The organism is Rossellomorea sp. y25 (genome assembly GCF_038049935.1).
Lineage (GTDB): Bacteria > Bacillota > Bacilli > Bacillales > Bacillaceae_B > Rossellomorea.
The window spans coordinates 3725034-3738602 of sequence record NZ_CP145886.1 but is presented as its reverse complement, the minus strand read 5'-3'; the positions used below and the strand labels follow the sequence as shown (position 1 = coordinate 3738602).

The 13569-nt window shown below is 41.7% G+C and carries 12 protein-coding genes and 1 tRNA gene; 7 read left to right on the top strand and 6 right to left on the bottom strand.

Translation table 11 applies throughout. The features are described 5' to 3' along the window. The first annotated feature begins 99 nt into the window (after nucleotides 1-99). Both AAEM60_RS18870 and AAEM60_RS18865 read left to right on the top strand, forming a co-directional pair. Nucleotides 100-1344, top strand: coding sequence for a Glu/Leu/Phe/Val dehydrogenase (locus AAEM60_RS18870; protein WP_148970825.1), 1245 nt, complete (start codon nucleotides 100-102; stop codon nucleotides 1342-1344). A gap of 221 nt (nucleotides 1345-1565) precedes the next feature. Then, nucleotides 1566-2957 (top strand): aldehyde dehydrogenase, encoded by a 1392-nt coding sequence (locus AAEM60_RS18865; protein WP_299744037.1) that lies wholly within the window; start codon nucleotides 1566-1568, stop codon nucleotides 2955-2957. Nucleotides 2958-3051: 94 nt separating this feature from the next. On the opposite strand, the gene AAEM60_RS18860 is transcribed toward AAEM60_RS18865, so the two are convergent. Beyond that, nucleotides 3052-3285 (bottom strand): DUF378 domain-containing protein, encoded by a 234-nt coding sequence (locus tag AAEM60_RS18860; protein ID WP_044338099.1) that lies wholly within the window; start codon nucleotides 3283-3285, stop codon nucleotides 3052-3054. A 200-nt stretch (nucleotides 3286-3485) separates the two neighbouring features. On the opposite strand from AAEM60_RS18860, the gene AAEM60_RS18855 reads away from it, so the two are divergent. From AAEM60_RS18855 to AAEM60_RS18845, 3 genes are all read left to right on the top strand, one after another. Beyond that, nucleotides 3486-4649 carry an iron-containing alcohol dehydrogenase gene (locus tag AAEM60_RS18855; RefSeq protein WP_341356871.1) on the top strand — a complete coding sequence of 388 codons (1164 nt, stop codon included), beginning with the start codon at nucleotides 3486-3488 and terminating at the stop codon, nucleotides 4647-4649. 548 nt (nucleotides 4650-5197) lie between these two features. Then, entirely contained in the window at nucleotides 5198-6547 is a 1350-nt protein-coding gene (locus AAEM60_RS18850; RefSeq protein ID WP_341356870.1) for a glucose-6-phosphate isomerase, read from the top strand. Between the two features lie 92 nt (nucleotides 6548-6639). After that, complete coding sequence (locus AAEM60_RS18845; protein ID WP_044338095.1) at nucleotides 6640-7047, top strand: YugN-like family protein; 408 nt, start codon at nucleotides 6640-6642, stop codon at nucleotides 7045-7047. Here the strand turns inward: AAEM60_RS18845 and AAEM60_RS18840 are convergent. Together AAEM60_RS18840 and AAEM60_RS18835 are read right to left on the bottom strand one after the other, a co-directional pair. Next, nucleotides 7040-8032, bottom strand: a complete 993-nt coding sequence (locus tag AAEM60_RS18840) for a potassium channel family protein (RefSeq protein WP_299743902.1) — start codon at nucleotides 8030-8032, stop codon at nucleotides 7040-7042. The two genes, AAEM60_RS18845 and AAEM60_RS18840, sit on opposite strands and share 8 nt — an antisense overlap. A 52-nt stretch (nucleotides 8033-8084) precedes the next feature. Then, nucleotides 8085-8636 (bottom strand): GNAT family protein, encoded by a 552-nt coding sequence (locus AAEM60_RS18835; RefSeq protein WP_299743905.1) that lies wholly within the window; start codon nucleotides 8634-8636, stop codon nucleotides 8085-8087. Nucleotides 8637-8945: 309 nt separating this feature from the next. Between AAEM60_RS18835 and AAEM60_RS18830 the strand changes: the two genes are divergently transcribed. After that, nucleotides 8946-9641, top strand: coding sequence for a glycoside hydrolase family 16 protein (locus AAEM60_RS18830; RefSeq protein ID WP_341356869.1), 696 nt, complete (start codon nucleotides 8946-8948; stop codon nucleotides 9639-9641). 95 nt (nucleotides 9642-9736) lie between these two features. Here AAEM60_RS18830 and AAEM60_RS18825 read toward each other — a convergent pair. The 3 genes from AAEM60_RS18825 to nagA all read right to left on the bottom strand — a co-directional run bounded on the left by AAEM60_RS18825 (nucleotide 9737) and on the right by nagA (nucleotide 11930). Then, nucleotides 9737-9809 (bottom strand) — tRNA-Ala (locus tag AAEM60_RS18825). A 176-nt stretch (nucleotides 9810-9985) separates the two neighbouring features. Continuing rightward, nucleotides 9986-10735 (bottom strand): glucosamine-6-phosphate deaminase, encoded by a 750-nt coding sequence (nagB, locus tag AAEM60_RS18820; RefSeq protein ID WP_341356868.1) that lies wholly within the window; start codon nucleotides 10733-10735, stop codon nucleotides 9986-9988. Continuing rightward, complete coding sequence (nagA, locus tag AAEM60_RS18815; RefSeq protein ID WP_299743913.1) at nucleotides 10722-11930, bottom strand: N-acetylglucosamine-6-phosphate deacetylase; 1209 nt, start codon at nucleotides 11928-11930, stop codon at nucleotides 10722-10724. Before nagA ends, nagB begins: the two co-directional genes overlap by 14 nt. A gap of 230 nt (nucleotides 11931-12160) precedes the next feature. On the opposite strand from nagA, the gene nagE reads away from it, so the two are divergent. Continuing rightward, nucleotides 12161-13543 (top strand): N-acetylglucosamine-specific PTS transporter subunit IIBC, encoded by a 1383-nt coding sequence (gene nagE, locus AAEM60_RS18810; protein ID WP_341356867.1) that lies wholly within the window; start codon nucleotides 12161-12163, stop codon nucleotides 13541-13543. Nucleotides 13544-13569 lie beyond the last annotated feature (26 nt).

The following is a 13569-nucleotide window of genomic DNA, read 5'->3' as shown; positions in this document are numbered from 1 at the left end:
AATAAAAATTATTTCTTTACCAAGTCAATGGTTTAAGATACGGTAATATGTTACAATTACAACGTTTCAGATCACATAATAAAGAGGCGAATGTTTACAATGGGAGAAAACCTTAATCTGTTTACTTCTACACAGCATGTCATCAATGATGCTTTATCTAAGCTAGGATATACGGAAGAAATGTATGAACTTCTGAAAGAGCCGATTCGTATGTTGACCGTTCGAATCCCGGTTCGAATGGACGATGGCAGTATCAAGGTATTCACTGGCTACCGTGCACAACATAACGATGCAGTCGGACCTACCAAGGGCGGGGTACGATTCCATCCTGAAGTAGATGAAGAGGAAGTAAAGGCCTTATCCATGTGGATGAGCTTGAAATGCGGAATTGTTGATTTACCATACGGTGGAGGAAAAGGCGGGATCATCTGTGATCCAAGAACGATGTCTTTCACTGAACTTGAAAAGCTAAGCCGCGGTTATGTTCGTGCCATCAGTCAGATTGTGGGTCCTACAAAGGATATTCCAGCACCTGATGTGTACACAAACTCACAAATCATGGCTTGGATGATGGATGAATACAGCCGTCTTCGTGAAAATGACTCACCAGGATTCATTACAGGAAAACCGATTGTTCTTGGTGGTTCCCAAGGTCGTGAAAAGGCAACGGCTCAAGGTGTTACAATCTGTATTGACCAAGCTGCAAAGAAACGTGGCATCGACATCAAAGGTGCACGCGTCGTGATCCAAGGTTTTGGAAACGCAGGAAGTTTCTTGGCGAAGTTCATGCACGATGCGGGTGCGAAGGTCATCGCCATTTCAGATGCCCATGGTGCCCTTCATGACCCGGCAGGTTTGGATATTGATTATCTATTAGATCGTCGCGATAGCTTCGGTACAGTAACGACTCTATTTGAAAACACGATTTCAAATAAAGAATTATTGGAGCTTGAGTGTGACATCCTTGTTCCAGCAGCGATTTCAAACCAAATCACTGAAGAGAATGTCTATGATATTAAAGCATCCATTGTGGTAGAAGCTGCAAACGGTCCGACTACCTTTGAAGCAACTCGAATTCTTTCTGAAAGAGGAATCCTGCTTGTACCGGACGTACTTGCAAGTGCGGGTGGAGTTACGGTTTCATACTTCGAATGGGTTCAGAACAACCAAGGGTATTATTGGACGGAAGAAGAAGTAAACGAGAAGCTTCATGCTAAACTTGTCGAAGCTTTCAACAATGTATACGAAACATCTCAGAATCGTCGAGTGAATATGCGACTCGCCGCATACATGGTCGGCGCACGCAAAATGGCTGAAGCCTCCAGATTCAGAGGTTGGGTGTAACGATCGCATAAAATAAAGAACGTGTTCTCAATTTATTGGGGATGCGTTTTTTTTTCGGTTTGTAAAGGAATTTTCTATTTGTATCAAAATGATTAGAGAGCATCGATTCTGGGTAAAATCATTAAAATTGACAATAAGCATAAGTCGTCGTACGATATTAATGTTCTTATGTTTAAACTATTAAACATTAAAGATTCGGAGGGATTCATGTGTCAACTGAAATGATTATCGAGGAAGCTTCTCTTGAAACGGTTGAATCAGCACTTCAAAAGCATAAGCGATTTTTCAAGTCAGGGGTTACCCGGCCAATTCAATATAGAAAAGACTTGTTAGAGAAATTCTCAGCAGTCATAAAAAATCATGAAGCAGAAATCATCGATGCATTGAAAAGAGATTTAAATAAATCAGAGATGGAAACGTATGCGACAGAAATCGGCATCCTGCTTGAAGAAATTCGATTTGTTCTGAAGAATATCGACGAATGGGCAGAACCTAAAAAGGTCAAAACGGCGAAAACACATATTGGCTCTAAAGCCTATACCGTGCCGGAGCCTTACGGGGTTACCCTGATCATCGCACCATGGAATTACCCAATCCAGCTTGCACTAGCCCCTGTCATTGGAGCGATTGCAGCGGGGAATACAGCCATTATTAAACCGTCAGAATTAACTCCTACTACATCGGCATTATTAGCGGAAATGATCAATACTCATTTTGACCCAAGACAGCTTTTCGTGATTGAAGGTGGAGTGGAAACGACGCAGCATCTTCTAAAACAGCCATTTGATTATATTTTCTTTACGGGAAGCGTTCCCGTTGGAAAAGTGGTGATGGAAGCAGCGGCAAAACAGTTGATACCTGTCACTCTTGAATTGGGTGGGAAAAGCCCGTGTATCGTGGATGAAACGGCGGATATCCCTCTGGCTGCGAAGCGCATCGCCTTCGGTAAAGTGACAAATGCCGGGCAAACGTGTATTGCACCTGATTACTTATTTGTTCATAAAAGCAAGCTAGATGAATTTATCACTGAATTTAAGACAACGGTTATTGAGTTTTATGGAACAGAACCATTAAAGAGTGAAAAATTTGGTCGGATTGTCAATGAGCGTCATTTCAATCGTTTAACAAGCTACCTGGAAGATGGAGAAATCCTCTTAGGGGGAAATGTAGATGCTGGGAGCTTAAAAATTGAACCCACTTTAATGAAGCCGAGAGATTTTACTGTACCGGTGATGCAGGATGAAATATTCGGCCCTATTTTCCCAGTCATAGAATATGAGGAGCTTGATGAAGTCATTGAATTTGTGACAGAGCGACCGAAACCCCTGGCTCTATATTTGTTCACGAGCAATCCAGTCACCGAAGAGCGAATTAACGGATCAATTTCCTACGGCGGCGGTTGTGTGAATGATACACTCATGCACATCGTTACACCATATCTTCCTTTCGGAGGAGTAGGTGAGAGTGGGATTGGGAATTATCACGGGGAATCAAGCTTCTCAACTTTCTCACATTATAAAAGCATCTTAAAGCAGACGACGAAGTTCGACTTAAGCTTCCGTTATCCAAGTGGAAGATTTGGCATGCAGATCATTAAGAAGTTACTGAAATAAGAAAGGTGACCCAAAGAATGGGTCACCTTTTTGAACTGTTAAGCGAAGGATCAAAGTGTAATCCTCGTTAATTTTGATGCTGTTTGAGCATCATTTATCTTGTTGGTTCAGTATGAGGTTCTCTTTCAAGCTCTTCCGTTGGTTTGAATAATAGTCCAAGGTTAATTAGACCAGCAATACCAACTAAGCCGTAAATGATACGGGATAGAGCGGCATCTTGACCACCAAAGATGGCTGCAACAAGATCGAATTGAAAGAAGCCTATAAGTCCCCAGTTCACAGCACCAATGATGGTAAGAACCAAAGCAATGCGTTGAATTGCACTCATGTTGTTTTCCTCCTTATTTGAATGGCTCATTTATAAGTTTCCCATTGCAATTATTCCTATTCAGATTGACTGCAACAAAATTTCCATGTGCAAGTTCTTTGCATTTTGGGGATGATATATTCGATAATAGGAAATGTGTTGAAGACATTTTGGGTAACGAAATAGTTCGGCCCTTATAAAATACAAGGAGGTAACAACAAATGAATGACTTTACTTTTTACAATCCAACCAAATTGATTTTTGGAAAAGGACAAGTAGAACAACTGAAAGAATTGGTACCTCAATACGGTAAAAAAGTGCTTGTCGTGTATGGTGGCGGAAGCATTAAGCGTAATGGGTTATACGATCAGGTAATGTCTGTATTGAAGGATATTGACAGCGAAGTATTCGAGCTTTCCGGAGTAGAACCGAATCCACGCCTTTCCACAGTCAGAAGAGGTGTAGAGATAAGTAAAGAAAATAATATTGAATTTATATTAGCTGTCGGCGGCGGAAGTGTCATCGACTGTACAAAAGCAATTGCTGCTGGTGCAAAATATGATGGAGATGCATGGGATCTTGTAACCAAGAAAGCTTTTGCGAAAGAAGCTCTTCCATTCGGTACCGTCCTGACTCTTGCAGCGACCGGTTCTGAAATGAATGCAGGATCTGTTATCACGAATTGGGAAACGAATGAGAAATATGGTTGGGGCAGCCCGGTGACGTTCCCGCAATTCTCTATCCTGGATCCGGAAAATACGTTCACAGTTCCGAAAGATCATACAATCTACGGTATGGTGGATATGATGAGTCACGTGTTTGAGCAGTATTTCAATAATGCAACCAACACACCACTTCAAGACCGTATGTGTGAATCCGTTCTGACTACGGTTATCGAAACAGCTCCGAAGTTGATCAATGATCTTGAAAACTATGAGCTTCGTGAGACGATTCTGTACTCTGGAACAATTGCCCTTAATGGAATGCTGCAAATGGGCTACAACGGTGACTGGGCAAGCCATAACATTGAACATGCCGTGTCAGCCGTATACGACATCCCACATGCAGGTGGACTCGCGATTCTATTCCCTAACTGGATGAAGCATAACCTGAAAGTGAATCCTGCACGATTTGCTCAACTGGCAGAACGAGTATTCAATGTCGATCCTGCCGGTAAGTCAGAAGAGGAAGTGGCACTGGAAGGAATCGAAAAGCTTCGTGAATTCTGGACGAGCATCGGTGCCCCGTCCCGCTTGGCAGACTATGATATCGACGACAGTCAACTTGAATTGATGGCAGACAAAGCGATGGTGAACGGCGAATTCGGTAACTTCAATAAACTGAATAAAGACGACGTTCTTGCGATTCTGAGAGCATCACTATAATAAGTATTGGGAGGGACGGACCTTGGTGAACAAGGTCCGTCCCTCTTCTTGCGTGAGAGTTGGAAAATATAGCTAATCGGCTGGATTTTTTGTGATTTCGGCTGGATTAAGGGGTGAAACGGCTGGATTCTGAACCATTTCGGCCGGATTTTTCAACAAAACGGCCGGATTCGATTCCGTTTCGGCCGGATTTAAGATTCTTACTCAAATTACTCCCTTATTTTTCATGCCGTTTGCATTCCATCCGTCTATTTTCACGATATAATCATTACTCTTCTGACCCAAACAACGCCTCATCGTTAATGATCACCCATTCACGTAAGGAACCGAATCCGATTTTACTGGTCTTAATGGGGAGGGACCGACCACGTGAAGGTCCGTCCCTCTTTTTGGTTTGCTGACCCATAATTAGGGAATTATAAGCTGGTGAGAACTGTGGTTAAAAAAAGTTTTTAATGCACACGCTTACATAAGGGGAGCTTTCTTGATTCTCGAGTCAGCTTTCGATAAAGTGAGATAGAAGAAAATATTTTAATCGGAGGATGGTTATGACACACATTCGTTTTGATTATTCAAAAGCGTTATCGTTTTTTGGAGAACACGAACTTACATACTTAAGTGATGCCGTAAAGGTTGCTCATCATTCTTTACATGAACAAACAGGTGCAGGAAACGACTTCCTTGGATGGATCGACCTCCCTGTAGATTACGACAAAGAAGAATTCTCCCGCATTCAGAAATCAGCAGAGAAAATTAAAAATGATTCTGATGTGCTTCTTGTAATCGGTATTGGTGGATCATACTTGGGAGCCCGTGCAGCGATTGAAATGCTGAACCACAGCTTCTACAATGCCCTGCCGAAAGAAAAGCGTTCAACTCCACAAGTATTATTCGTTGGACAAAACATCAGCTCCACGTATATGAGAGACTTAATGGATCTCCTTGATGGAAAAGATTTCTCCATCAATGTGATTTCGAAGTCCGGTACTACGACTGAACCAGCGATTGCTTTCCGTATCTTCCGTAAAATGCTGGAAGAAAAATACGGGGTGGAAGAGGCTCGCAAACGCATCTATGCGACAACGGATAAATCGAAGGGTGCCCTTAAAACACTGGCATCTGACGAAGGCTATGAAACATTTGTTGTTCCTGATGATATCGGAGGCCGCTATTCTGTTCTGACAGCAGTTGGGCTGCTTCCGATTGCTGTAAGCGGAGTGGAAATCGAGACAATGATGAACGGTGCTGCACAGGCGCGTGAAGATTTCGGCAAATCCGAGCTTACAGAAAACCCTGCTTATCAATATGCAGCGGTCCGCAACGCCCTATATAATAAAGGGAAAACAATTGAAATGCTCATTAACTATGAGCCTGGCTTACAATACTTTTCTGAATGGTGGAAGCAGCTGTTTGGAGAAAGTGAAGGGAAAGACCAAAAAGGAATTTATCCTTCTTCAGCTAACTTCACTACAGATCTGCATTCTCTTGGACAATATGTTCAAGAAGGACGCCGTGACATTTTTGAAACGGTCATCAAGGTTTCAGAGCCTCGGCATGAGCTGAAAATCGAGAAGGCTGACAGTGATCTGGATGGCTTAAACTATTTAGCCGGTGAAACAGTGGATTTTGTAAACAACAAAGCGTTTGAAGGGACATTGCTTGCCCATACAGATGGTGGCGTACCAAATCTGATCGTGGAAATTCCTGCAATGGATGCATACACATTCGGATACCTGGTGTACTTCTTCGAGAAAGCATGTGCGATGAGTGGATACCTGCTGGGTGTAAATCCATTTGACCAGCCGGGCGTGGAAGCATATAAAGTGAATATGTTCGCCCTTCTTGGAAAACCAGGCTTTGAAGAGAAGAAAGCTGAGCTTGAAAAACGTCTTAAATAAGGAAAGAGCACTGAGGGAAATCTCAGTGCTCTTTTTACATTTTTCTTTTACTTTAGGAGAAACTATCCCTAAAAGAAAGGGGATGGATCCACGTGATTGAGCTTTCATCTAGCATTGAAGGACAGCATTACCAACTGTATAAGCTTGAACAGCTATTAAAACCGCTTGGATATTCGATAGGTGGAAATTGGGATTATGATCACGGCTATTTTGATTATAAAATTGATGACGAAGTTGGCTACCAGTATTTGAGAGTACCGTTTACGTCTGTTGACGGTCAATTGGATTCAAGGGGGGCCACGGTTGAATTCGGTAAACCGTTCCTTCTCTCTCATAAATACCAGCGTGGCTTGGACGATTACGCATCAACCGGAACCTTTTCAGGCTCTGTCAATCAATTTTCTGAACCACAAGATCCCGATGCAAGCTTCCCGGAAGAATATATTGAAGTCGGGAAAGAACTTGTAAAAGAGCTGGAGAACGTTTTGTTCTCTAGTTAGAGATCACAAGCAGTTCATCATTTTCTTCAATCAAAGTCGTCAAAGGAGGATTCACAGTCGTGATTTCTCCTTTTTTTATGCCCAATAAGATAATATTGTTCTTCAGAAGATGTGCACTCAATGAATGAAAATTTTCATCGATGTATTCATCGGAAACAGGGATCAGCTTCAGATTATTTCCTTTAAGATGGTTCAAAAGCTTTAATATCGTCTTAGACATCCCTTGAGAAATGATACTGTTCATCATCACGTAGCTGGTTTGCATATTCGTTTGAATTACTTCATCGGCTCCAGCACGTTTGGCATTGGCCACTTGATCCTTCTGGAGAATTTCAACGACCGTATACAATTCAGGGTGATTCCCTTTAATGGCGAGAAGAGTCAGGACAGAATTCATGTCTGCCGTTTTCTCATCTTTATTTTGATCAGCGGTAATGATGGCGATCGATGCTTGATGGAGATTTACTTTTTTTAGAATCGCATCTGTAAAAGGGGTTCCCCTCACAAAATGAATACGGTTATTGCTATATGGATTCTTTTGAAGGGTTTCATCGACCAAGATGATATCACATTGGGACTGCAGGGATGTTAGTTGGTTAATCACTTCACGCGTCCGTTCATTCCATCCTACGATTACAACATGTTCTTTCCCCTTGAACGCAGCTCTGCCTTCCAAATATGCATTTTGTGTCATCACCGTTTCTGCTGCAAGGGTGACAAAATAAGTAGAAAGAAAACCGGCACCTACTAAGATGAGAATAATGCCAATCAGTCTGCCTTCAAACGATGAGGGAACAAAATCCCCATACCCAACAGTGGAAGTCGTAATAATCGCCCACCAGATCCCATCGAATAGGGAAGGGAAGGTATCGGGCTCGATGAAATGAATAATCGTTCCAAACGAGAGCATCAGCGTAATCGCAATCATAAATATCCGAACAACTAAAGGCCAGCGCAAAAACCCCTGAAACATCTGCTGTACCATTCTACCAGCTCCTTTTCATCTGCACTGACCATTATTGCCCATTCAGGTTCTTCTAAAACTCACAAAGCCATTCTTTCTTTAACAAGCTGTACATGTAAGCATCATATTTATGGTCATCTTGAAGGATATATTCTCTGAGTAATCCTTCCTGTTTGAAACCAAGCTTTTCAATCACTCTTGCAGAAGCTTTATTATATGGGACGATCACTGCCCCTACACGATTCATTCCTTTATCTGTAAACAGATAGGTAAGTAAAGGGGAGAGTGCCTCTCCCATGATGCCCTTACCCCAGTGGCCGGGGCTCAAGTCATAACCTATTTCACAGCGTTTATAGGCTTTGGAAATGGCGTGGAATCCGCATGTACCGATCATTTTGTCACTGGTATTCTCCACAATCGCCCAGCGCATGGGACCGCCTGTTTCAAGGTGTTTTTCGTAGTTCTCTACCATACTGACAGCCACTTCTTTCGATTCAATCGGACTCATGCCAAAATAGCGGAGAACGTCCTCGGACGTGTATAGCTCATAAAGAAAATCTACATCTTTCATTGTGAGTTGTCTTAGTGTTAATTTCTCCGTTTCGAATACTGGATATTTTTCCATTATTTTCAACCCCTTTGTACATGAAAGTATATCACGGAAGTGCCGGATCGAGGATAATGAATTTTGATTGAGTACACTTCAAAAAGTATTGTGGCAAAAGTGAATGGGAAAGGGGCCGGATAAACTCTATGAAGGATGGTCGCTTTATTCTGCCAACAATATTCTTACTCAGCATGGATCTAGAAATCTATTAAGTATAAACGTTAGTTTGTATACAAAGTTTACTCTATTATATGGACAAACTTACATTCATTGTGACAGGTTATACATATGATATATTAAAAAATTTAATATATCGGAGGAATAGAATTGAATAATAGAACAATTAAGTGGAGTGGCTATACTTGGAATGTGAAAAATTCTTCAACTAACAAATGGGGTCCCGGACCGAATTATTTTTCAGGTAGTACCGAAAATGTATGGGTAGACAGTGCGGGAAGATTGCATTTGAAAATAACAAAACGAAACAATAAGTGGTACTGTGCTGAAGTATATAACACGCAAACCCTTGGTTATGGAACGTACCGATTTTTTGTGGATGGTCGCCCGGATCTATTGGATCCAAATATAACTTTGGGATTATTCACATATGATGGTACTTCTGCGGATGCTGCTGCGAATAATTATCGGGAAATTGACATTGAATTTGCGAAATGGGGAAATCCAAAAGGACCAAATTCTCAGTACGTGGTTCAGCCCTATACAAAGGCGGGGAATATGATTCAATTTCAAACGTCTCTAAGCGGAAACTATTCAACCCATAGTTTTTTATGGACTCCAACAACCATTAAATTTCTTTCCCTTCATGGACATTATTCAAAACTACCAAGTCCAATAGAATGGTATCGAATCAAGGAATGGACATATAGAGGAGGAGATATTCCTAATACCAAAAACGAAAAAGTAGACATTAACTTATGGTTATTTGGAGGAAGGGCTCCATTGAATCAAAAGGAAGCAGAAATTGTGATAACTAAGTTTCAGTTTATACCACTTGCTAACTAATCGTTTAGTGTGAGATCAAAGCTATAGCAAAAACAAGATAATAAAAATAAGATGGGGAAATCTTGTATACAAGATTTCCCCATCTTATTTCGGTATGGAGCATAGCGGGATCGAACCGCTGACCTTTTGGCTGCCAGCCAAACGCTCTCCCAGCTGAGCTAATGCCCCGTGATCGGTCAAGATTTATTATAAGAAATATACATAGCTTTCGTCAATCCTTTTTTATAATATTCTTCTTTTTAATCTATAAATATCCCAACAATTATAAAAAAAATAGCGACGAACCATTGTTCGCCGCTCTCAAAGACACGGACCAAACTTAATCACTCCATATCTTCATCCTTTCATCTATTTAAAAACTCTAACCCTTTCACTAGTGCCAGAGCTTCTTCATCGGCGATCACCGTTACATGATCATGCTGATTCAGAATAGAAGCAGGGAAGTCCTCTGAGATTTTGCCTTCAACTAACTTTTTCATCGCCGCTTGTTTGGCCTCGCCTGAAACCAGTAAGAGAATTTCTTTACTCTTCATGATCGATGAGATTCCCATGGTAATAGCATGTGTCGGAACGTCATCGATTGAATCAAAGTAACGGGCATTAGCCTCACGTGTAGACTCTGCAAGCTCAACAATGTGAGTGTTGGATTCAAACGATGTACCTGGTTCATTGAACCCGATGTGTCCGTTGCTTCCGATCCCTAGTATTTGAAGGTCGATCCCCCCGTGGGAGCGGATTTTTTCATCATACGCTTCGCATTCTTTTGCGGGGTCGGCTGCTTTTCCTGAAGGGATATGGGTGTTTTCTGAATCTATATCAATGTGTTTAAATAGGTTATCATTCATGTAATGGTAGTAGCTGTTAGGGTGTTTACCTGATAGGCCGATGTATTCGTCCAGGTTGAAGGACGATACATATTGATAAGACGTTCCGTTTTGTTGATGATCATGAATCAGCACCTCGTAAAGCCCTTGTGGTGTTCCGCCTGTGGCTAAACCCAGTGTTACGTTTTTACTTTTTTTTACCTTGGATAATAGATAGTCTGCAGCGACTTGACTCATCTCCTGGTAGTCTTTCACTTCAATTAGTTTCATGAGTATCATCCTCTCGAATATAGGCTATTTTTCCTTTACATATCGTTGTGTATACGTCTTTGTTTTCGTCTAATATGACGATGTCTGCATCTTTCAGGGGAGCAAGGCTTCCTTTTCGATCAAAGACATTTAATTGTCTGGCCGGATTTTCAGCGGTCATTTTGATCGCACTTCTCATATCACCCGTAGTAAATTCCTGGATATTCGTAAATGCGTCTTTCATCTTCAATACGCTTCCCGCTAAAGTGTCTTCGTCCAATAAAGCTTTCCCGTCCTTAACCGTCACCATCTGTCCGCCAAGGTCATACTGACCATTTTTCAAGCATTTGGCTCTCATGGAATCAGTGATGAGGATCAGTCGCTCATCTGTAATCTGATTGAATGCCAATTGTATCACTTCTGGTCGAACGTGAATTCCATCTGAAATCAATTCCACCATTAATTCCTGTCGTAAGAAGGAAGCACCGACAATCCCGGGCTCACGATGATGAAGTCCTGACATTTGATTGAACAAGTGGGTCACATGGGACAAGCCGGCATCGATGGCTTTACCGACCTGATCAAATGTTGCATTGGAATGGCCTACTGAAGAGATAATCCCATTCTCTTTTAAATAACGGATCAATTCATGGTCATCATCAAGTTCGGGAGCGAGAGTGACTAATTTTATATGGTTTTGAGATAGGGCCTGCCAGTGTTTAAATATGTCAACACTTGGCTTTTGGATTCGATTGAGAGGTTGTGCTCCTGCTTTGTCCGGATTGATGAACGGTCCTTCTAAATGAATGCCGAGAATTTCTGCCTGACCATCACTTTGATGCTTTGACATATAGTCTGCGGTTGCCTTCAATGCTTTTTCGATTGCATCGGATCCTTCTGTCATGGTTGTTGCAAGGAAGCTGGTTGTTCCTTCTTTCGGAAGTGTCCCGGTCATCGTATCAAGAGCTTCTCGCTTTGCATCCATTGTGTCTGCGCCATTTACTCCATGAATATGAATATCTATCATTCCTGGGATAACACTATACCCATGGGGAAGAGAAATCACTTTATACTCTTCTGAATCGGTTAACTGGGAACGTTCACCCATTTCGGTGATCTTTCCATTCTCTATTTTGATAAATCCTTTTTCATAAACTGTATCTTCTGCATAGATGTTACCATCCAGGATAAGTAGTTTTTTTGTATTTGAGGTCACTGAAATCACTCCTTGAATACTTTACAATTCTACAATACCACCAGAAAGTATAGATGTCTATACCAGTTAGAGTTATAATAAATGTTTTACAATTCAGACTGGTGGGGAACTTTTCTAACTTACTGAACAATAAGTTCCAATCGTTAAATTGGTATAGACATCTATTCCTTTTTAATGATATGATGTGTTTTGCTTAAACGCTTTCACTTGAAACAAAAGGAGAGGATAGTATGTTAGGTTTCTTGCAAAGAATCGGTAAATCGCTCATGCTTCCAATCGCGGTTCTGCCTGCAGCTGCATTATTGCTGCGCTTAGGTCAGGATGATTTATTGGGAATCGCGTTCATGTCTGAAGCAGGAGATGCCATATTTAAAAATTTAGCTTTAATCTTTGCCATCGGGGTGGCAATCGGATTTTCGAAAGATGGTAATGGTACGGCTGGTCTGGCGGGTGCCATCGGTTATTTGGTGTTAACGGGCGGTTTAAAAGCCCTTGACCCTGATGCCAATATGGCGATTTTCGGTGGAATCATTTCCGGGGTCGTGGCAGGTTTATTATATAACCGTTTTAATGATATTAAACTTCCGGCCTGGCTTGGCTTCTTCGGAGGCAGACGTTTCGTTCCGATTGTAACTGCTGCGTCAATGGTTATACTCGCAGGTGTTTTTGGAATCGTTTGGCCTCCGATTCAGAGCGGGATCAATTCCATCGGTGAATGGATCATCGGTGCAGGTGCAACGGGAGTAGGTGTGTTTGGCCTGTTGAATCGTCTCTTGATTCCAGTCGGGCTGCATCACGTGTTAAATACACTTGTATGGTTTGAATTTGGAACATTTAAAGACACAGCAGGAGAAATCGTGAAGGGGGACATCCCGCGTTTCTTTGCGAAGGATCCAACAGCTGGAACGTTCCAAACCGGATTCTTCCCGATCATGATGTTCGGTCTTCCGGCAGCTTGCCTGGCAATGATTGTGACTGCCAAAAAACATCTGCGTGCAAATGTATCTGGTATGTTAATCGGATTAGCAGTTACTTCATTCTTAACAGGGATCACTGAGCCGATTGAATTCAGTTTCATGTTCTTATCTCCTGTTCTTTATGGAATTCATGCGGTTTTAACGGCAAGTTCAATGGTCATCACATACCTACTTGGGATCCATCACGGTTTTGGTTTCTCAGCAGGTGCCTTCGATTACATCTTGAATTTCAATATCGGTCAAAAACCTTGGCTGTTATTAGGGGTAGGCATTCTTTATGGAATCATCTATTTCCTCCTATTCACCTTCTTGATCAAGAAGTTTAATTTGAAAACTCCGGGTCGTGAAGATGATGAAGATGTGGTAGTAGCAGATGAGAATTCAGGTGGAAATAGTAAATATGAAATAATGGCTGAACATTTCCTGAAGGATCTTGGCGGGAAAGAAAACCTGGCAGTGATCGATAACTGTGCCACACGATTACGATTACAGATCAATGACGCCGCACTTGTAGATGAAAAAGCGTTAAAAGCACACGGGGCTAAAGGTGTGATGAAGGTAAACAACAAAAACCTTCAAGTCATTGTCGGGACTGATGTGGAATTTGTTGCCGATGAGTTAAGAAAGTTAAAATAAATGGAGAGAGCAGACGGGTTTGTCGT